The organism is Promicromonospora umidemergens (genome assembly GCF_024171995.1).
Taxonomy (GTDB): Bacteria; Actinomycetota; Actinomycetes; order Actinomycetales; family Cellulomonadaceae; genus Promicromonospora; species Promicromonospora umidemergens.
The window spans coordinates 114307-131673 of the sequence record NZ_JAMTCT010000003.1 but is presented as its reverse complement, the minus strand read 5'-3'; the positions used below and the strand labels follow the sequence as shown (position 1 = coordinate 131673).

Annotated in this window: 19 protein-coding genes and 1 tRNA gene; 12 read left to right on the top strand and 8 right to left on the bottom strand. The window is 69.5% G+C overall.

What is annotated here, in order from left to right:
* The first annotated feature begins 10 nt into the window (after positions 1–10).
* Positions 11–84: transfer RNA gene (locus APR04_RS06725), tRNA-Met, on the top strand.
* Positions 85–231: 147 nt separating this feature from the next.
* On the opposite strand, the gene APR04_RS06720 is transcribed toward APR04_RS06725, so the two are convergent.
* Positions 232–1143 (bottom strand): LysR family transcriptional regulator, encoded by a 912-nt coding sequence (locus APR04_RS06720; protein ID WP_253868732.1) that lies wholly within the window; start codon positions 1141–1143, stop codon positions 232–234.
* A 220-nt stretch (positions 1144–1363) separates the two neighbouring features.
* Here APR04_RS06720 and APR04_RS06715 point away from each other — a divergent pair, with 220 nt between their 5' ends.
* The 7 genes from APR04_RS06715 to APR04_RS06685 all read left to right on the top strand — a co-directional run bounded on the left by APR04_RS06715 (position 1364) and on the right by APR04_RS06685 (position 7567).
* Positions 1364–2098 carry an SDR family NAD(P)-dependent oxidoreductase gene (locus APR04_RS06715; protein ID WP_253868730.1) on the top strand — a complete coding sequence of 245 codons (735 nt, stop codon included), beginning with the start codon at positions 1364–1366 and terminating at the stop codon, positions 2096–2098.
* 71 nt (positions 2099–2169) lie between these two features.
* Positions 2170–2793, top strand: coding sequence for an NADPH-dependent F420 reductase (locus APR04_RS06710; RefSeq protein WP_253868729.1), 624 nt, complete (start codon positions 2170–2172; stop codon positions 2791–2793).
* A 146-nt stretch (positions 2794–2939) separates the two neighbouring features.
* The gene (locus APR04_RS06705; RefSeq protein ID WP_253868727.1) at positions 2940–3815 is read left to right on the top strand and encodes a TIGR03619 family F420-dependent LLM class oxidoreductase; all 876 of its coding nucleotides are present in this window, start codon (positions 2940–2942) and stop codon (positions 3813–3815) included.
* A gap of 68 nt (positions 3816–3883) precedes the next feature.
* On the top strand, positions 3884–4507 hold the full coding sequence (locus APR04_RS06700) for an NADPH-dependent F420 reductase (RefSeq protein WP_253868725.1): 624 nt from the start codon (positions 3884–3886) through the stop codon (positions 4505–4507).
* A 123-nt stretch (positions 4508–4630) separates the two neighbouring features.
* A complete protein-coding gene (locus APR04_RS06695; RefSeq protein WP_253868723.1) occupies positions 4631–5575 on the top strand; it encodes an SDR family oxidoreductase in 945 nt (314 codons plus the stop codon).
* 31 nt (positions 5576–5606) lie between these two features.
* Positions 5607–6314 (top strand): NADPH-dependent F420 reductase, encoded by a 708-nt coding sequence (locus APR04_RS06690; RefSeq protein WP_253868721.1) that lies wholly within the window; start codon positions 5607–5609, stop codon positions 6312–6314.
* Positions 6315–6433: 119 nt separating this feature from the next.
* Positions 6434–7567: an epoxide hydrolase family protein gene (locus APR04_RS06685; protein WP_253868719.1), complete on the top strand. Its 1134-nt coding sequence runs from the start codon at positions 6434–6436 to the stop codon at positions 7565–7567.
* Between the two features lie 229 nt (positions 7568–7796).
* Here APR04_RS06685 and APR04_RS06680 read toward each other — a convergent pair whose 3' ends face one another.
* The 4 genes from APR04_RS06680 to APR04_RS06665 all read right to left on the bottom strand — a co-directional run bounded on the left by APR04_RS06680 (position 7797) and on the right by APR04_RS06665 (position 11106).
* Positions 7797–8456: a response regulator gene (locus tag APR04_RS06680; protein WP_253868717.1), complete on the bottom strand. Its 660-nt coding sequence runs from the start codon at positions 8454–8456 to the stop codon at positions 7797–7799.
* Entirely contained in the window at positions 8453–9622 is a 1170-nt protein-coding gene (locus APR04_RS06675; protein ID WP_253868715.1) for a sensor histidine kinase, read from the bottom strand. The genes APR04_RS06680 and APR04_RS06675 overlap by 4 nt, the downstream gene beginning before the upstream one ends.
* A complete protein-coding gene (locus APR04_RS06670; RefSeq protein WP_253868713.1) occupies positions 9619–10452 on the bottom strand; it encodes a CPBP family intramembrane glutamic endopeptidase in 834 nt (277 codons plus the stop codon). Before APR04_RS06670 ends, APR04_RS06675 begins: the two co-directional genes overlap by 4 nt.
* Before the next feature lie 159 nt (positions 10453–10611).
* Positions 10612–11106, bottom strand: a complete 495-nt coding sequence (locus APR04_RS06665; RefSeq protein ID WP_253868711.1) for an aminoacyl-tRNA deacylase — start codon at positions 11104–11106, stop codon at positions 10612–10614.
* A 277-nt stretch (positions 11107–11383) separates the two neighbouring features.
* Between APR04_RS06665 and APR04_RS06660 the strand changes: the two genes are divergently transcribed.
* Complete coding sequence (locus APR04_RS06660; protein ID WP_253868709.1) at positions 11384–12217, top strand: SDR family oxidoreductase; 834 nt, start codon at positions 11384–11386, stop codon at positions 12215–12217.
* A gap of 67 nt (positions 12218–12284) precedes the next feature.
* Here the strand turns inward: APR04_RS06660 and APR04_RS06655 are convergent, their stop codons facing one another.
* On the bottom strand, positions 12285–12803 hold the full coding sequence (locus APR04_RS06655) for a nuclear transport factor 2 family protein (protein WP_253868707.1): 519 nt from the start codon (positions 12801–12803) through the stop codon (positions 12285–12287).
* On the opposite strand from APR04_RS06655, the gene APR04_RS06650 reads away from it, so the two are divergent.
* Positions 12699–13385, top strand: a complete 687-nt coding sequence (locus tag APR04_RS06650) for a TetR/AcrR family transcriptional regulator (RefSeq protein ID WP_301312196.1) — start codon at positions 12699–12701, stop codon at positions 13383–13385. The two genes, APR04_RS06655 and APR04_RS06650, sit on opposite strands and share 105 nt — an antisense overlap.
* A gap of 149 nt (positions 13386–13534) precedes the next feature.
* On the opposite strand, the gene APR04_RS06645 is transcribed toward APR04_RS06650, so the two are convergent.
* Both APR04_RS06645 and APR04_RS06640 read right to left on the bottom strand, forming a co-directional pair.
* Positions 13535–13792, bottom strand: coding sequence for an acyl carrier protein (locus APR04_RS06645; protein ID WP_253868703.1), 258 nt, complete (start codon positions 13790–13792; stop codon positions 13535–13537).
* A 357-nt stretch (positions 13793–14149) separates the two neighbouring features.
* On the bottom strand, positions 14150–15049 hold the full coding sequence (locus APR04_RS06640; RefSeq protein WP_253868702.1) for an NAD-dependent epimerase/dehydratase family protein: 900 nt from the start codon (positions 15047–15049) through the stop codon (positions 14150–14152).
* A gap of 133 nt (positions 15050–15182) precedes the next feature.
* On the opposite strand from APR04_RS06640, the gene APR04_RS06635 reads away from it, so the two are divergent.
* Positions 15183–16091 (top strand): LysR family transcriptional regulator, encoded by a 909-nt coding sequence (locus tag APR04_RS06635; protein WP_253868700.1) that lies wholly within the window; start codon positions 15183–15185, stop codon positions 16089–16091.
* Between the two features lie 413 nt (positions 16092–16504).
* The gene (locus APR04_RS06630; protein WP_253869259.1) at positions 16505–17365 is read left to right on the top strand and encodes a phosphotransferase; all 861 of its coding nucleotides are present in this window, start codon (positions 16505–16507) and stop codon (positions 17363–17365) included.
* Positions 17366–17367 lie beyond the last annotated feature (2 nt).

Sequence of the window (17367 nt, the reverse complement as noted above, 5' to 3'; positions counted from 1 at the left end):
GGGTTACCGCCGCGGGGTGGAGCAGTTCGGTAGCTCGCTGGGCTCATAACCCAGAGGTCGCAGGTTCAAATCCTGCCCCCGCTACAAATGGGATGTCGCAGGACATCGGAATGGCCCGGACCCACGAATTGTGGGTTCGGGCCATTGTCATGTCTGGGGTCTGGGGTCGCGTGGCTGCCAGTGGGCGGGGGTTCTCGCTGTGCTGGTAGCACCACCATTCGATCGAATTACTCAACCGCGCTTCGAAACGGTGTCGTTGGCAATCTGCCACATCTCATAGTTCCCGCACTCTGCCGTGATCTCGGCCGTCTCCTGCGCCGCGGCGAAGAAGTCGTCGGCCAGCGGCGACGTCCGCGACGCCGCCATCGCGACGAATACCTGGTCGGGCGCCAGATCGGGGATGGGCACGTAGGTGATGTCCGGCCGCGAGTAGAACACTGTCTCTGAACGTCCCACGAATGAGATGCCACGGCCGGCCGCGACATGCTCGAGCTTCTCCTCGACCCCGCGCACCCGGAGCCCGGAGTCGGGGTGCGGGCGCCGGGTGGGCTGCGTGCTCGGGTCGGCATGCCAGACCACAGTCTCACGGGCCAGGTCGGCCTCGGTGACCTCCTCCTTGCCGGCCAGCCGGTGACCGGTGGGCAGCGCCACCATGAGGGGCTCGGTGTAGAGCGGAGTCAGGCGCAGGCCGGTCTCGTCGATGGGCAGCCGCACATAGGCGACGTCGACGCGGCCGTCGAGCAGCATCGGGGCCTGGTCGTCCCATTCCATGCGCTGCACGTCCACGACTGCGTCCGGATGCTGGGCCTCGAACACCCGCGTCGCCGGGATGACCGGGATACCGGCCCGGAAGCCGACCACCAGCCGCTGGCCGCCGCGTTCTGCCACGGACACCCGGCGCCGGACCGCGTGCGCGGAGGCGAGCAGCGGACCGGTGTCGTCCAGCAGCTGTCGGCCCGCGTCGGTCAGCGTGACGCCGTGGCTGTCCCTGGTGAACAGCGAGGCGCCGAGATCCTGTTCCAGCGCGCGGATCTGCCGACTGAGCACCGGCTGCGCGATGTGCAGATCGTCGGCGGCGCGGCCGAAGTGCAGCCTCTCGGCGACGGCGACGAAGTAGCGCAGCTTGCGCAGGTCCAGATCCATGAAGCCTCCCGAGCCGGCAATGCCCCGAGGGTATCACCACGGCTGAAAAGGGTCTTGGACACCCGCTCAGGCCGGTGGCATTGTTCATGAGGCCGGGAGAACTCGGTACAAGAATTCGGGATCGGCATTTGATAGCTGGGACCCAGACCAGCATGAGCGCGTCATTAATTGGGCCCTTCCATGCCTTTTTCGAAAAACCCATCAATTCAAAGGAGTGACCGTGGGAAAGCTCGATGGCAAGGTCGCAGTGATCACCGGCGGATCGACCGGCCTGGCGCTGGCCGGGGCCAAGCTGTTCGTCGAGGAAGGAGCGTATGTCTTCATCCAGGCCCGGCGGCAGGAAGCGCTGGACGAGGCCGTCAAGGTGATCGGCCGCAACGTGACCGCCGTCCAGGGTGACGCGGCCGAGCTGGACGACCTTGAGCGCTTGTACGACACCGTCAAGCGGGAGAAGGGCTCGATCGACGTGCTGTGGGCCAGCGCCGGGTTCGGCGAACCTGCCGTCCTCGGCGAGATCACGGAGGAGCAGTTCGAACGCTCCTTCTCGCTCAACGCGCGCGGCACCCTGTTCACCGTGCAGAAGGCACTACCGCTGATCAACGACAACGGCTCGATCCTCATGACCGGTTCCAACGCCTCCCTCGGCGCCTTCCCCGGCTGGAGCCTCTACGCGGGAAGCAAAGCCGTCCAGCAGGCCTGGGCCCGTGTCTGGCTCAACGAGCTGCGCGACCGCAAGATCCGGGTGAACGTCCTGACCCCCGGCCAGGTCGGCACCGCAAAGCAGGAAGAGCTGTTCGACGAGGCGACGAGGGCCGCATTCGAGTCCCTCATCCCCCGCGGAACGATGGGCCGCCCCGAAGAGATCGCCAGCATCGCCCTGTTCCTCGCCTCCGACGACTCCAGCTACGTCAACGGCCTGGAACTGGTCGCCGACGGCGGCACGACCGCCATCTGATCCACATCCGAACGAGTCAGAACGGCGCCCGGACCACAGGCGCCTCGGGAACACAAGAAGAGGCACAGCTCATGAGCAGCATCACCTTCATCGGTGCGGGGAACATGGCCCGCACGATCGGCACGCTCGCGGTGGCCGGCGGCAACACCGTCGAGATCATGGCGCGCAACCAGTCCAAGGCCGACGACCTGGCCAAGGCACTGGGCGGCGGCACCACGGCAGGTCAGTGGGGCGCCGTCCCGGCCGGGGACATCGTCATCACGGCCATGCTGTACGCCGGCGTCGTCTCGACCGTCGCCGAGTACGGAGACGCCCTCGCGGGCAAGACCATCGTCGACATCAGCAACCCGTTCAACGCCACGTTCGACGGGCTGGCCCACAGCGAGCCGACCTCGATCGCACAGGAGATCGCCAAGGTCGCCCCGGCCGACGCCAAGGTCTTCAAGGCGTTCAACACCATCTTCCGTGGGGTCCTGGAGACCGGCCGGCCCGACGTCTTCTTCGCCGGCGACGACCCACAGGGCAAGGCGGACCTGGCGGCCTTTATCGAAAGCCTCGGGCTGCGCCCGATGGATGTCGGGGGCCTGAAGATGGCGCACTGGCTGGAAGGAGCTGGCGTGCTCACGGTCGGCCTCGCGGGCAACGGAGTCGGCCACGGAAACTTCGCCCTCGGCGTCAACGAAGTCAACGGCTGATCTGCCCGGGCCGAACGGTCGCCGAACAAGGCGCCGTCGGCCCCGGCTGGTCGCTGGACCACCGACTCTCATGTCGGAAATCAATAACGGCCAGATTTCGCCTGAGGAGGCTTATCACCATGCAGCTCGGTTTCACGATTCCAGTTGTGGGGCCCGCCGTCAGCGACGCTCCCGCCCTGAGCGCTTTCGTCCGCGGGCTCGAGGACCTTGGCTACGACACCCTGTGGATCGGTGATCGCCTGGTCACGCCGGTTGATCTGGGCAGCGGCTACCTGGACCGAGGGCCGCAGATGGCCCGCTCCTTCGATCCGGTGCTGCTGCTGACCGTCGCCGCGGCGGCGACCAGCAGGGTGCGCCTGAACACCAGCACGCTCAGCACGTTCTACTACGAGCCGCCGCACCTGGCCCGGCAGCTGACCACGCTCGACGTGCTCAGCGGGGGACGCCTCGGCGTCGGGGTCGGGGTGGGGTGGATGAAGCAGGAGTACGACGCGGCTCGTAACGCGGACTGGCAGCGGCGCGGCAAGATGCTTGACGACACGCTGGCGTTCCTGCAGGCGTGGTGGACGACCAGTCCCGTGTCCTGGGACAGCGAGTTCTTCACCATGCCGCCGGTCCACGTCGGCCTCCGTCCGGTCCAGGCGGGCGGGCCGCCCATCTGGATCGGCGGTGCCAGCGAGGCCGCGATGCGTCGGGTCGGCCGCAGCGGGGTCGGCTGGCTCGGGGTCGAAGGACCGGCGCCCGCCGCGTCGATCAGCAGCCAGGACGAGGGCGCCGACCGCCTGTGGTCGATCGCCCGTCGAGCGGCGGAGGACGCCGGCCGCGATCCGGACGCACTGAAGAAGGCCATGCGGATCAATCTCGAGCCCGGCACGTCCGTCGACCTGGTCGCGGACCAGCTCAAGCGGTACGCCGACTCCGGCGTTGACGAGGCGTACTTCGATGCCTTCGCGATGTTCACCAGCCTTGACCAGCTGCTCGACTTCGCCGGCCAGGTGATCGAGCGTACCGGCCGGTTATGACCACCGAAGAAATAACCACCCAAGAAATAACCACCCAGAACGATCACCCAAGAAAGGGAGCACTCATCATGAGCAGCATCAGCTTCATCGGCCTCGGGGGCATGGCCCACGCCATCGCCTCCCGCGCGGTCACAGGCGGGCATTCCGTCGAGCTCATCGGCCGTGACCCGGCCAAGGCCAAGGGCCTGGCCGCCGAGCTCGGCGCCGGGGCAACGGCGGGGACCTTCGGCACCGTCCCTGTGGGCGACATCGTCGTCCTCGCCGTGCCGTACACGAGCGCCGTGCCGGTCGTCACCCAGTATGGGGATGCCTTGGCCGGCAAGGTCATCATCGACATCTCCAACACCTTCAACGCCGCCGCCACCGGGGTGCTCACTCCTGAGGGCACCTCCGGTGCGCAGGAGATCGCCAAGGCGGCCCCGGCGAGCGCGCACGTCGTGAAGGCGTTCAACACCGTCTTCGGCCACGTGCTGGTCCAGGAGCGTCCGTTGGACGTGTTCTTCGCCGGAGACGACGCGGGCGCCAAGGCGAGCGTGTCGGTGTTCATCGAGAGCCTCGGGCTGCGTCCCCTCGATGTCGGCGGCCTGGAGATGGCTCGCTGGCTGGAAGGGGTCGGGCCGCTGCTGATGGGCCTGGCCCGGAACGGCGCGGGCACCTTCGACATCGCCCTCAGCGTCGACTTCCCCCGCTGAGCCAACCCCGTACTACCAACGCTTCCCCCGCACCACTCACCCCGCACCACTCACCCCGCACCACTCACCCCGCACCACTCACCCCGCACCACTCACCCTGCACCACTCACAAGGAGTAGTACCGTGCGCGTCTTCGTCACTGGCGGGACCGGCCATTCCGGTTCGCACATCATTCCCGAGCTCATCACCGCCGGGCACGAGGTCACCGGCCTGGCTCGGTCGGAAACAGCCGCGGCGGCGCTGTCCGCGCTCGGCGCGAAGGTCAGACGCGGCGACCTCCAGGACCTCGACGGGCTCAAGGAGGCCGCTGCGGACTCCGACGGCGTCATCCACGTCGCGCACAGGCAGGACCTGCTGTCGTCCGGCGGGATCGACGCCGTGGCCGCAGCGGAGCTCCCGATCATGCTCGCGTACGGCGAGGCTCTCGCGGGAAGCGGAAAGCCGTTGGTCGCTGCGGGGAGCATCGGCTCGCCCGGGACCGGGAGGGACCTGGGTCGGCCGGGTACCGAGGACGACCCGGCCCTTCCTGTCGGCGACGAGCACAAGGGCACCCTGCGGGCTCGTAACGTCGTGGAGACCGCCGTGATCGGGCTCGCCGAGCGAGGAGTGCGGTCTTCGGTCGTGCGGCTTGCCAACATCGCGCACGACACTACTGATAATGCCGGCTTCCTCCCCACGCTGATCGCCCTGGCGAAGGAGAAGGGCTTCTCCGGCTACCCAGGAGACGGCTCGAACCGCTGGAACGCCGTGCACATCCGCGACGCCGCCGCCGTGTTCCGCCTGGCGCTGGAGAAGGGCCCGGCGGGCAGCTACTGGCACGCGGTCGAGGACGGAGGCATCCCGTTCCGCGAGATCGCCGAGGCCATCGGCAGCCGCCTGGGCGTGCCCGTCGTGAGCGTCCCCCTGGACGAGCTGATGCTGCCGGGACACTTCGGGTTCCTCGCGAACGTGGTCAGGCAGAGCTACCCGACGTCCAACCTCATCACCCGCCGGACCCTCGGCTGGGAGCCGGCTCAGCCCCGCCTCCTCGACGACCTGGACAACGGCCACTACTTCCCCGCCACCTGACAGCAGGGACCCCCACCGCAACGAGTCCGGCATGACAAGGACCAGGCCCTACTGGAAGGACACCAAGAACATGACAACCATAGGTTTCATCGGAAGCGGAAACCTCGGCGGCAACATCGCGCGGCTCGCCGTCGCGGCCGGCCATCAGGTCGTGCTCAGCAACTCGCGTGGCCCCGAGACGCTCGCGGGCACGGTCGCGGAGCTGGGGCCGCTGGCCTCCGCAGGGACGCGCGAGGAAGCCGCGGCGGCCGGTGACATCGTCGTGGTCTCGATCCCGGTCACGGCGTTCGCCGACGTCCCCGTCGCGCCGCTGGCGGGGAAGGCGGTCATCGACACGTCCAACTACGGCCCCGAACGTGACGGGCAGATCCCCGAGCTCGACGACGCGTCGCTCACCTCGAGCGGTCTGCTGCTCCGGTACATCCCGGACGCCGGGGTCGTGAAGGCGTTCAACACCATCTATTTCAAGCACCTCCTCTCACTCGCCCGCCCGGCGGGTGCGGCCGACCGCTCGTACCTGCCGATCGCCGGGGACTCCGCACCCGCGAAGGCGGCGGTGAACGCATTCACCGACTCCATCGGGTACAGCGTGGTGGACGCGGGCACGCTGGCCGACAGCTGGCGGCAGTCGACGGGCACGCCGGTGTGGGGGACCCCCTACGGGCCAGCCTCGAACGGGAAGGGCCAGCCGGCCGGCGCGGACGCCATCCGCGCGGCACTGGCCGCCGCAACCCGATAACCGTAAGTTGGCGCGGGCCGCCGTATGGCCCTGGCCGTGTCGTGGCCTCGTCCGGACGCTATCGGGCGGGGCCATGGGCGAGCCCGGTCACCGCCCACGAGCACGACCAGGAGAGGCACATGACCGACCACCCGCCACTGATCGCGGTGACCGACGCAGACCTCGAAGACCTGCGCGCGCGGCTGCGCAATACCCGGTGGCCCACCTCCTGGCCCGTCGAGGGCTGGGAGGCGGGCGCCGACACCACCGAGGTGCGCCGCCTGGCGGAGTACTGGGCCACCGGCTATGACTGGCGGACCCATGAGGCGCGGATCAACGCCCTGCCGCACCACACGGCCGACGTCGGCGGCACGCCCGTCCACTACCTCCGGTTCGACGGCGAGCGACCCGACGCCCTGCCGATCGTGCTGACCCACGGCTGGCCCAGCACCTTCCTGGAGCTCACCGACCTCGCCCGGCGCCTCGCGGAACCGTCGAAGCACGGCGGCGACCCGGCCGACGCGTTCACGGTGATCGTTCCCTCGCTCCCCGGCTACATGTTCTCGCCGCAACGCCCGGCCCTCCCGCCCGCACTCCAGACGCACGAGATCTGGCACCGGCTCATGCGGGACGAGTTCGGCTTCGACCGGTACGCCGCCCACGGCGGCGACCTGGGCGCGGGGATCACCTCACGTCTGGGTGAGGCCTACCCGGAGTCGCTGGCCGGTATCCACCTGCTCGCCGTCGCCGCACCCCAGGAGTACGACGACGCGAGCCTCACCCCGGACGAACAGGCCTACCTCGACCAGGTCGCCACCTGGAGCGCGGAGGAGGGCGGTTACCAGCACCAGCAGAACACCCGCCCGCTCACCCTTGCCCACGCTCTGTCCGACTCTCCGACCGGCCTGCTGGCCTGGATCGTCGAGAAGTACCGCGCCTGGAGCGACTCGGGCGGCGACCTCTCGTCCCGGTTCACCGACGACTTCGTCCTCACCCAGGCGTCCCTGTACTGGTTCACGGGCACGATCTCGACGTCGTTCCGGCCCTACTACGAGTACGCCAGCGGCCTGACCCGGCGCGTCGAGAAGGTCGAGGTGCCCACCGCCGTCGCCGTCTTCCCCGCCGACCTCACCCAGCCCCCGCGCTCCTGGGCCGAACGCACCTACAACATCACCCGGTACACGACGACGCCACGCGGCGGACACTTCGCCGCCCACGAAGAGCCCGAGCTGCTCGCCGACGACATCACCGAGTTCTTCCGCCAGCTGCGCTGAGGTCGACCTTGCAGCGGTCGGAGCGGCTCCGCGGGCGTCATGTCTGCGGAGCCTCGCCGTTTGCCGCGGGCATCTCGACGGAAGTCGCGACGCGGCAGCTTCTCGCCTGTACTCCGCGCCTGGCGCCGCGCAGCCGTCGGGTGGGCCGCTTGCTCCTTCGACGGCTGGTCATGATGCGGTGCCGTGTGTGGCCTGTCGTTCGGGCCCGGTTTGCGGACACGGTGACCTGTTAGGTCACCAGGCCGCTGCGGTAGGCGTGGACCACTGCCTGCACGCGGTCGCGCAGGCCGAGCTTGGCCAGGATGCGCGAGACGTAGGTCTTGACGGTCTCCTGGCTGATCACCAGCGTCGTGGCGATCTCGCTGTTCGACAGCCCGTTGGCGATCAGGCGCAGCACCTCGAGCTCGCGCGGCGTCAGCGCGGACTCGGGGTCCGCGTTCTCGGCCGGGCGGATCCGCGCCGCGTACCTGCCGACGAGCTTCCGGGTCACCTCGGGCGCCAGCAGCGCCGCCCCGGTCGCGACCGTGCGGATGCCGTGCAGGAGCTGCGCCGCCGGGGCGTCCTTGAGCAGGAACCCGCTGGCGCCGGCGCGCAGTGCCTCGTAGACGTACTCGTCGAGGTTGAACGTCGTCACCACGAGCACCTTGACGGGGCGCGCGACCCCGACGCCGGCGAGCAGGCGGGTCGCCTCGATCCCGTCGAGCACCGGCATCCGGACGTCCATCACCACGACGTCCGGGTTCAGCCGCCCGGCGAGCTCGACGGCGGCCTGCCCGTCCCCGCACTCGCCGACGACCTCGAGGTCGGGCTGGGCGTCGATGATCGTCGTGAACCCCGTTCGGATCAGCGCCTGGTCGTCACACACCAGGACCCGGATCGGCGGGTTCATGCCGGGCTCCCGGTAGGGATGCGCGCGTGGACGACGAACCCACCGTCCGCTCGCCGGTCCGCGCCGAACTCGCCCCCGAGGGCGTCCACCCGCTCACGGAGCCCGACGAGCCCCCGGCCGGTCCCCGCGGCCGGGCGCTGTCGGACGCCGGCGGGTTGAGGGCTCGCGCCGGCGGTGCTGACCTCCACGGTGATCTCCCTGTCGTCGTAGCGCACGCCGACCGCCGTCGGGCTGCCGTGTGCGTGCTTGAGGGCGTTCGTCAGGGCTTCCTGGACCACTCGGTGGGCGACCAGCTCGGCGCTCCCTGCCGACTCCGATGGTGTGCCCTCCTCGGTGAGCTCCACGGGTTGCCCGGCTCGGCGGGTCTGCTCGACGAGCGTGTGCAGCTCCCGGAGCGATGGTGTCTGGGCGGCGGTGTCGTGGCCCGGGTCGAGCAGGTCCAGGAGGTGCCGGAGGTCGCCGATGGCCCGCCGACCCGTGTCGGTGACCGCGTTCAGGGTCTCGTCGAGGCGGTCGGGGGCGGCTGTGAGGTATCGGGCGGCTTCTGTCTGCACGACCATGGCTGTGACGTGGTGGGTCACGACGTCGTGCAGCTCGCGGGCGATCCGCGTGCGCTCGGCGGTGCGGGTCTCCTCGGCGACCCGGAGCCGGCGATCGGCCTCGGCCGCCCGGGTGGAGCGCAGCCACGAGCCGACGGCCCACACGAGGATGAGCGCCAGGTAGAACGTCACGTACCCGTCCACCCGCTCCGTCCCGCCGGCCAGGTGGAGCGCGACCGCAAGCACCACGTACGCACCCGACAGGAGGACCGTGACCGTCCGGCGACGGCGTTCCAGGTAGGCACCCGCGCTGAGCAGCGCGATAGCGAGCCCGGTGCCCGCGAGCGTGTGGTAGCCCTGGAGCTGATCGAGGGCGAAGCCGAGGAACACCACGACGAGGACGGCGGCCGGCCACCGTCGGCGAACGGCGAGCGGGAAGCACTGAAGGACGATCGCGACGACGGCCAGCGCGTCGAAGGGACGGTCCGGCAGCTTGCCGATGTCCGTCCCCAGCCCGTGGAACGCCGGCACGAACGACACGACCGCGAGCAGCAACGCGAGCGGCAGGTCCCGGACTGTGACGTCGAGCTGACGCCACCGGTCCAGGACCTGCCGGAGTTCGGTCACCGGGTGAGCCTAGCGGCCACGTCCGCTCGGGCCGAGCGACGGACAGGGACCACGTGACCACGCCGGTAGGCCAGCCACATGAACAGGCCGGTGGCCAGCACGCCGAGCACCACCGGGAAGATGCTCGCCTCCGGTCCGAAGTCGCCGCCCGTGACCAGCGCGGGACCCGACATGGTCGCGTCCAGCAGACCCTGCGCGGTGTTGCTGCCGGACACCTCGGTGCTGAAGATCGCGCTCGCGGCGATGTTCCAGCCGAAGTGCAGACCGATCGGCACCCACAGCTTGCGGGTGGCGATGTACGCGGCGGTCAGCATTCCGCCTGCCTCGATGGCGATAGCGATGGCACCCAACGGGGTCGCGTTCGGGTTGGCCAGGTGGATCAGGCCGAACAGCGAGCCGGTCAGCCCGAGTGCGATCCAGGTTCCGGTCCAGCGCTCGATGTTCCGGAACAGGACACCGCGGAAGACCAGCTCCTCGGCCACGGCGGCACCCGCCATGACCCCGAGCAGGGTGACGGCGCCAGCCGGGTTGCCCAGGCCGTTGATCGTGTAGTCACCGAAGAAGGCGATGTTCGCGATGACTGCCCCGAACATCGCGATGCCGAGCAGAGTGCCCCAGCTGATCCCGGAACCCGCTCCCTTCAGCGACACCTCGACAGGGGCCCGGTGCTCGGTTCGCCGCACCACCCAGCCGTAGACGATGACCGCGACGACGGCCGTCAGCAGGCCGGCGGCGAGCGCCAGCCAGGGGTTGTCCTTCATCGCAGCCGTGCCCAGGTTGCCGAGGATCCAGACCGCCGCAACCGCCAAGAGCTGCCATACGAAACGCACGATGACTCCTTGTGAGAAGCCGCGGCGGGAGCGCCGCGGGCTACCCCAGACGTTATGGACCCAACGGCTCTTTGTAGTCACCGCGCGGTGGACACTCGCAGGTAGCTCGCACGGGGGACAGGCTGGGCAGCGGCGGGCAGCCAGCGTCCGGTCATCAGGTCAGTGCGGCGATTCCTCAGCGCTGATGTCGGTGACAGCCGCACCGTAGGCGGCGACCAGGGCGTCCGCGTCGATGAAGGCGATGCGCCCGGCCGCCCCCGCGCCCATGGCGATACGGCGGCCGACTATTCGCTCGTCGGCGACGACCGGCCAGGCCGTGGTCGACCCGATCGGCGTGACGCCGCGCTGGTAGCCCGTCGCGTCGAGGGCCATCTCCTCGTCGGACATCCGCAGCTTGTTGACGCCCACCACCGCGCGGAGCTTCGGCCACGAGACCTGGCGGCTGCCGGGGATCAGCGCGAACAGGAAGTTTCCGTCGTGCCGCTTCACGACAAGCGACTTCACGATGTCGTCCGGCTGGATGCTGAGCTGATCGGCTAGCTCTGCGAGGTTCTGCGCTTCCAGATGCTCGACGATCTCAACGTCGAGTCCGCGCGCGACAGCATCCGCCTCGAACCGCTCCGCGCCGTCCATCACACGACCTGCGTCGCTCATTCCTCCACCTCTCAGGCTTGAGCACGCAGGTATATGGCCCTCCGCACGGGCATCACAATAGCCCGCAAGCTTCCAGGGTAGAAAGCAATCCGGTCGAGTGAACGTCGAGTGAACCGTCGCCTCCACAGGGGAGCGCCCGCAGCTGTCATCTGCCGTCAGGGCCGGACGAGCGGGTCGGGCCTCGACCCGGCCGACCACGGAGCGCGACTGTCATGGGACGAGGGTCCAACCTCCGCTTGCGAGACGTACAGTCTCGATAGTGACGAGGGGAGCAGCAATGGCTGACGAAGTGGTCGTCGTGATCGGCGCCGGAGGTATGGGCCAGGCGATCGCGCGGCGCCAAGGCTCGGGCAGGAAGCTGGTCCTCGCCGACTTCGACCAGGCAGGCCTGGACCGGACGGTCGAGGCCCTGCGCGGCGAAGGACACCAGGTGGACGGGCACGTGGTCGATGTGTCCTCCGCAACGTCGGTCACCGATCTTGCCGACGCCGCGGCTGCTGCGGGCGGCGTCGTGCAGGTGATCCATACGGCCGGCCTCTCGCCGACCCAGGCGACGGTGGACCGGATCCTCCACGTCGACCTCCTGGGTGTCGCACACGTCCTCGACGCGTTCGGCGCGGTCGTCGCGCCGGGCGGTGCGGGTGTGGTGATCGCCAGCATGGCGGGAAGCCTGACGTCCGGGCGCCTTCCCGCCGAGCTGGAGGGCGCACTGGCGCTGACGCCGACCGACCAGCTCCTCGACCTCCCGTTCTGGACCGACCAGGCGTTCGCTTCCCCGGGTGCCGCCTACGGTCTCGCCAAGCGAGCCAACCAGCTCCGGGTGCAGGCCGCGAGCCGTGCGTGGGGTGCGCGGCGTGCACGGATCAACAGCGTCAGCCCCGGCGTCATCTCCACGCCAATGGGCCAGGAGGAGCTCGACAGCGGAAGCGGCGCGCAGATGCGTGCCATGGTCGAGGCCTCCGGCACGAAGCGGCTGGGCACGCCAGGCGACATCGCGGACGCGGTCGCGTTCCTGCTCGGCCCCGAGTCGTCCTTCGTCACCGGCACCGACCTGCTGGTCGACGGCGGAGTCGTCGCCGCTGTCCGCTCTGGCGCGCTGGCCAACGGCTGAGGGCCGGACGTTCTCGGGTATGACCGGACACTGCTCGCGCCCGGTATGACAAGACGCCTCCGGGGCGTCAGCTGCCCGAGGGGGACCATTCGGCCGGGAGACCGGACTGCTTGAGCACGTCGGCGAGGTTGTAGTAGTCGTTGTTGGTGTGGATGCGCGCGCCTCGCAGCTTCATGATGGTGACGGCCGGTACGGCGAACGGCTTGGTCGCACCGGGCATCACACCGGAGAAGGTCCACTCGACGGCGATCTGGTTACCGCTGCGGAAATGCGACTTGACCTCTACTCGGACGTCCTTGATACCGGCGTGGGTATTGGTCACCCACTGGCCGATCTCGGCCTTGCCGTGCCACGCCACATTCAAGGCGACGTCGGTGTAGTTGGCATCGCGGCTGAACAGCTCGGCCAGCTCGTCCGGCCGGTTGCCGTTCCACGCCGATGCCCACCTGGTGACGATGGCACGCGTGCGGTGCTGGTTTCCATGGCCGCCATCGGCGGACGCCGCCGACGAAGACGACGACCTCTCCGAGGCCGCAACCTTGGCGTTCGCGGGGGCGGCCAAGGCGATCGCTGCGACCGCCACCATGGCGGCCTGCTGCGTGACGACATCGTGGACGGCGCCACGAGGCTCCTCAACAGCGGTACGGAGCAGAGCGTGACCCTGCGCGCTGTGGCCAGAGAGGTCGGGATCTCGGCGCCGGCCATCTATCAGCACTTTCCCGACCGCGACGGGATCCTGCTTGCGGTCACCCAACGCGTCTTCGCAGAGCTCGGCCACGAGCTCCGCGAGGTCGGGGACCACTCCGACCCTGCCGACCACCTGCGGGCGGTCTGTACGGCCTACCTGGCGTTCGCTGAGCAGTGGCCCAACCGCTACCGAATTCTGTTCGGTGCTGTCTGGGACGCCAGCCAGGCCCTCAAGCACGCCCCCGACCTGGCCGACGACCTCGCCGCGCTCGGGATGGAGACCTTCAACATCCTGCGGCAAGCCGTCGCCGACTGCGCCGAAGCCGGTCGTTCAACAAGCTCCGATCCACATGCCGACACGGCGGCGCTGTGGGTCGGACTCCACGGACTCGCCCAGCTGCGAGTCGCGGCACCCCTGTTCCCGTGGCCGCCGCACCTGCAGTCCTCCGTCATCGACCGACTGTCATTACTGCGCGACTGAAGACTCTGGCGCGGGTTGCCATGATCGCGGCGCCGCTACTCCCGAGGTGGTTCAAGACATCCTCGGCGGCGGGCATCGAGGCAATCGTGATGAGGGGCGGAGCCCCGGATCGTGGGACTCCCCCTCGCTTGGCAGGCGGCCAGTTGCGGCTACCGGTCGCTCGTGCCCTGCGGCGACGTCGCGGAAGTCCCACGTGCCGTGAGTTCAGCAAGAAAGCGATGGCACTGTTGGGCACGTTCCGAGTCTTCTGCCATCACCTGCTCGAAGAACCGCGCGATCTCCTCAACGCCAGCGTTGCGAGCATCGCGTACGTACTGCCCGTAGTCGTGGCCCGCCTTGAGCGAGTGGTACTGCACAGAGATGAGGTCGAACGTGACGTCATCGAATCCGGTTTCTCCCGTTGCCATGATCCATCCTCCAGGTGTTGGCCCGCCAGCTCGGCCGTCAGGCAACTGTCCGACAGGTCTGGGTGGCCCCGTCTCTGGGCCAGTTCCCACCATCGCAGGCTCGCCCTGGCTCGCAACCCACACGCGCAACAGTCATCCGGAGCGCGGTGAGCCAGAGGGAGCCACGATAGGCGGACTCCCGTAGTCCGGCTGGTCCCAAGCACTACAGCCGTAGATCGGGTCGCTGACCTGGGATGACGCCGGGACGTGGGGGCCACCGCCGGGATGCTTCGGTGCTTGTGTGGGACAAGAAGTCCGTGGCCTCGCGCCAGAACGAGGCGAGCCCGCCGATGGTCCCGCGTCCGATGCTGACGAACTTCATGAGTGGCTTCTCTCGTGGGTGATGACGGGTGCGTACCCGAGCTCGGTGGTGGCTTTGTCGGTGCGCAGGAGGCACGGCTGGCCGAGGAACCAGCGGGCGGGGACCGGGACCTGCTCGGCGGCGGTCTCGGCGTCCATGTCGGGGATCGGCGTGTCCAGGCCGTAGCTCGCGAACTGCTCCTCCAGGAACTCGCGCAGGACGACACGGTGCTGGTCGGTGACGAAGTACGCCTGGCCGGGGCGACCCTTCGTCCAGCCGAGCATCAGGCCCTCGACGGCGTTGGCGACGTGGGTGACGTCGGTGAGGTGGCGGCCACCTTCGATCCAGGCGAACTGGCCCGCTCGGGCGCCGGCGACGAGACCCTCGATGAGGATGCTTTCAGGACCCCAGACGAACCGGGGGCGGATCGACACGGTGGCCAGGCCGGGGCCGTTCGCGTCCAGGACGATCTGCTCGGCGTCAGCCTTGGTGGCGCTGTAGGCGGCCTCCGAGTCCGGCCGCAGCGGGGCCGTCTCGTCGACCTCGAGGAGCGGTTCGCCGGCGAGCAGAGCCGCCTCGCTCCCGCAGTACACGAGGCGGGGCGCCTGCGCGAAGCGGGCCACCGCGACCACGGCGCGCGTGCCCTCCACGGTGACCAGCTCGTGGCGCGCCCGGTCCGCGGTGATATCGGTCTCCGCGGCCAGGTGGAACACCACGTCGCTTCCGGTGACCGCGTCCTGCCAGGTCGCCGGGTCGGTCAGCTCACCGGTCACCGCTCGCGCGCCGAACGCGGTGACGACCTGGGCCGAGGCGGCGCTGCGGACCAGGGCACGGACCGAATGCCCCTCGTCGAGCAGGCGCCGTACGAGCACCCGTCCGATGAAGCCTGAACCGCCGGTGACGAATACCTGTGCCATCTGATTCTCCTTGGTTCGCGGGCCTTCGTTCCCTCGGCTCGGGCACGGGACTCCGTACGTCTCAGCACGCGGCAGGGCCGAGCGATTCCCTCCAGGCTTCTCATAGTTTGGACGGCTCCCATAAGGTTTATGGATGACATCTCTCCGAGCGCTGGAGTGCCTCGTCGCGGTGGCGGACGCCGGGTCGATCACCCAGGCCGCGCGCTTGCTCTACTCGTCGCAGCCCGCCGTCTCGCACCAGCTCTCTGCGCTCGAGCGGGAGGTGGGGACGGCGCTGATCCGCCGCGAGGCGCGCGGCGTCCGGCTCACTCCGGCGGGGCGCGCCGCCGTCGTCGAGGCCAGGAGGGCTGTGGAGGCGGCCGCCTCCGCGATCCGTACGGCACGTGCTACGGGTGAGGGCCGCGGCGGGGCGCTCCGGCTGGCCTGCGCGCAGAGCCTCGTCTCCGTGGTGGCGCCCGTGCTCGGCGACTGGCACCGCGACCATCCGGACGTCGCGATCTCGGTGCGCGAATCCACGTCGCCGGACGAGCTGCACGGCCTGGTCGACGGAGACGAGGCTGATCTCGTACTGATGCCCGGCGCCGTCCCGGACCGATTCACGGCGACGGTGGTTGCAGAGGAGGAGATCGTGCTCGTGGCGCCGACCGATCATCCCCTGGCGACACGTCCCTCGGTAAGCCTGCAGGACCTGGACGGCGTGTGCCTGGTCCACTTCGCCCCGGACAACGGACTCAGCGTCTGGCTCGACCGGCACCTGGCCGACGCCGGGGTGCGGGTCGACCCCGTCATGCGCACCTCGGTCACGACGGCCGCACCTCAGCTCGCCGCAGCGGGCCTCGGCATCGCGGTCTGCCCGGCCAGCGCCGTCGGCCCGGGTCTGCCTGCGGCGGTCCGGTCCTTCACGCCGAGGTGGACGCGGGAACTCGTCGCGCTGACGTCGGCCGCACCCGATGTGCTGGCCGCGCGGTTCATCGCCGACCTCGCCCAGCGCGGCGTGCCGGTTCCGCGGGCGGTCGCGCCGGAGCCGTCGTCGGCCCGGTAGGCAGGGTATCTGCGACGCCCGTCACGACCCGAGGGCCGGGCCTCCAAGAGGCCACGGCCTGGAGATCGGCTACTTCTGCCGGGCTGAGCGATCAGCGGGACGTCGTACCCGGTCGCGGCGAACGTATGCCACACGAACCGACGGTCGAACTGAGCGTTGTGCGCCACGAACGTGCGTCCCCGCAGTAGCTCGGCCACCAGGCCCGCGATCCGGTCCTGTCCGCCGGGGAACAACCCGGTGGTCTCTACGTCCACGACGACGTAGCCGGTCACGTGCGTCTCCGTTCGCAGCGGCGCGTGCAGAACCGGCCGATCGTGGCAGCCGACCTGGTGCCGTGCCGGGTGGCTGGCGGGTGAACCAGGTGGAGTCGCCGAAATCGTCTTGCTTGCCCGTGCCAGGATGCGACCGTGGAGATGACCGACGTCACGCGCGCCGTCACGGCTGCGACCTCGGTCGCCGCGTCGCTCGACCTGCTCGCCGACGCCGCCGTCGTGCTGCACAACTCGAACAAGCTGGCCCTGCGGCTGACGCCGTGCGACGTCTTCGCCCGCGTCGCCCTGGTGGGGCAAGAGGTCGCGCAGTTCGAGGTCGACCTCGCCCAGCGGCTCGTCGAGGTCGGAGCTCCACTGGCTCACCTGGAGCCTCGGGTGGACCCGCGGGTGTACGAGCGCGACGGCTTCGCCGTGACTCTTTGGACCTACTACGAGTCTGTGACGCCGGGGGCTTCGCCGGTCGGCTTCGCCAAGGCCCTGAAGCGGCTGCACGACGGCATGCGCACGGTCGACCTGCCGAGCCCGCGGTTCACGGACCGGATCACGGAGGCGGAGAAGATCGTCATCGACGTGGGCCGCTCGCCGGAGCTCGCCGACGCCGACCGCGCGCTTCTCGTCGGCGAGCTGGCCGGCCTGCGACGAGCGATCGACGATCGCGGCGCCGCGGAGCAGCTGCTCCATGGCGAGCCGCATCCGGGCAACGTGCTCAGCACGGAGTACGGCCCGTTGTTCATCGACCTCGAGACCTGTTGCCGGGGACCCGTCGAGTTCGATCTCGCCCATGTTCCGGAGGCGGTCAGCGAGCACTACCCGGGCGTTCACCACGAGCTGCTGGACGAGTGCCGGCACCTCGTCCTCGCGATGGTCGCCGCCTGGCGTTGGGACGTCGACGACCAGTTCCCGCGGGGGAGACTGTTCGGTGAGGAGCTCTTGCGCGTACTGCGCGCAGGATCTCCGTGGCCGACGCTCGACACGGTGGTCAGTCGGGTAGACGGTCTGTAGTG

What these genes read in the sequence shown, in the direction of transcription:
- APR04_RS06720 (WP_253868732.1), bottom strand. Translation starts at nt 1,143, where the DNA reads ATGGATCTGGACCTGCGCAAGCTGCGCTACTTCGTCGCCGTCGCCGAG.
- APR04_RS06710 (WP_253868729.1), top strand. Translation starts at nt 2,170, where the DNA reads ATGAGCAGCATCACCTTCATCGGTGCGGGGAACATGGCCCGCACGATC.
- APR04_RS06700 (WP_253868725.1), top strand. Translation starts at nt 3,884, where the DNA reads ATGAGCAGCATCAGCTTCATCGGCCTCGGGGGCATGGCCCACGCCATC.
- APR04_RS06690 (WP_253868721.1), top strand. Translation starts at nt 5,607, where the DNA reads ATGACAAGGACCAGGCCCTACTGGAAGGACACCAAGAACATGACAACC.
- APR04_RS06685 (WP_253868719.1), top strand. Translation starts at nt 6,434, where the DNA reads ATGACCGACCACCCGCCACTGATCGCGGTGACCGACGCAGACCTCGAA.
- APR04_RS06680 (WP_253868717.1), bottom strand. Translation starts at nt 8,456, where the DNA reads ATGAACCCGCCGATCCGGGTCCTGGTGTGTGACGACCAGGCGCTGATC.
- APR04_RS06665 (WP_253868711.1), bottom strand. Translation starts at nt 11,106, where the DNA reads ATGAGCGACGCAGGTCGTGTGATGGACGGCGCGGAGCGGTTCGAGGCG.
- APR04_RS06660 (WP_253868709.1), top strand. Translation starts at nt 11,384, where the DNA reads ATGGCTGACGAAGTGGTCGTCGTGATCGGCGCCGGAGGTATGGGCCAG.
- APR04_RS06650 (WP_301312196.1), top strand. Translation starts at nt 12,699, where the DNA reads ATGGCCGCCATCGGCGGACGCCGCCGACGAAGACGACGACCTCTCCGA.
- APR04_RS06655 (WP_253868707.1), bottom strand. Translation starts at nt 12,803, where the DNA reads ATGGTGGCGGTCGCAGCGATCGCCTTGGCCGCCCCCGCGAACGCCAAG.
- APR04_RS06645 (WP_253868703.1), bottom strand. Translation starts at nt 13,792, where the DNA reads ATGGCAACGGGAGAAACCGGATTCGATGACGTCACGTTCGACCTCATC.
- APR04_RS06640 (WP_253868702.1), bottom strand. Translation starts at nt 15,049, where the DNA reads ATGGCACAGGTATTCGTCACCGGCGGTTCAGGCTTCATCGGACGGGTG.
- APR04_RS06635 (WP_253868700.1), top strand. Translation starts at nt 15,183, where the DNA reads ATGACATCTCTCCGAGCGCTGGAGTGCCTCGTCGCGGTGGCGGACGCC.
- APR04_RS06630 (WP_253869259.1), top strand. Translation starts at nt 16,505, where the DNA reads ATGACCGACGTCACGCGCGCCGTCACGGCTGCGACCTCGGTCGCCGCG.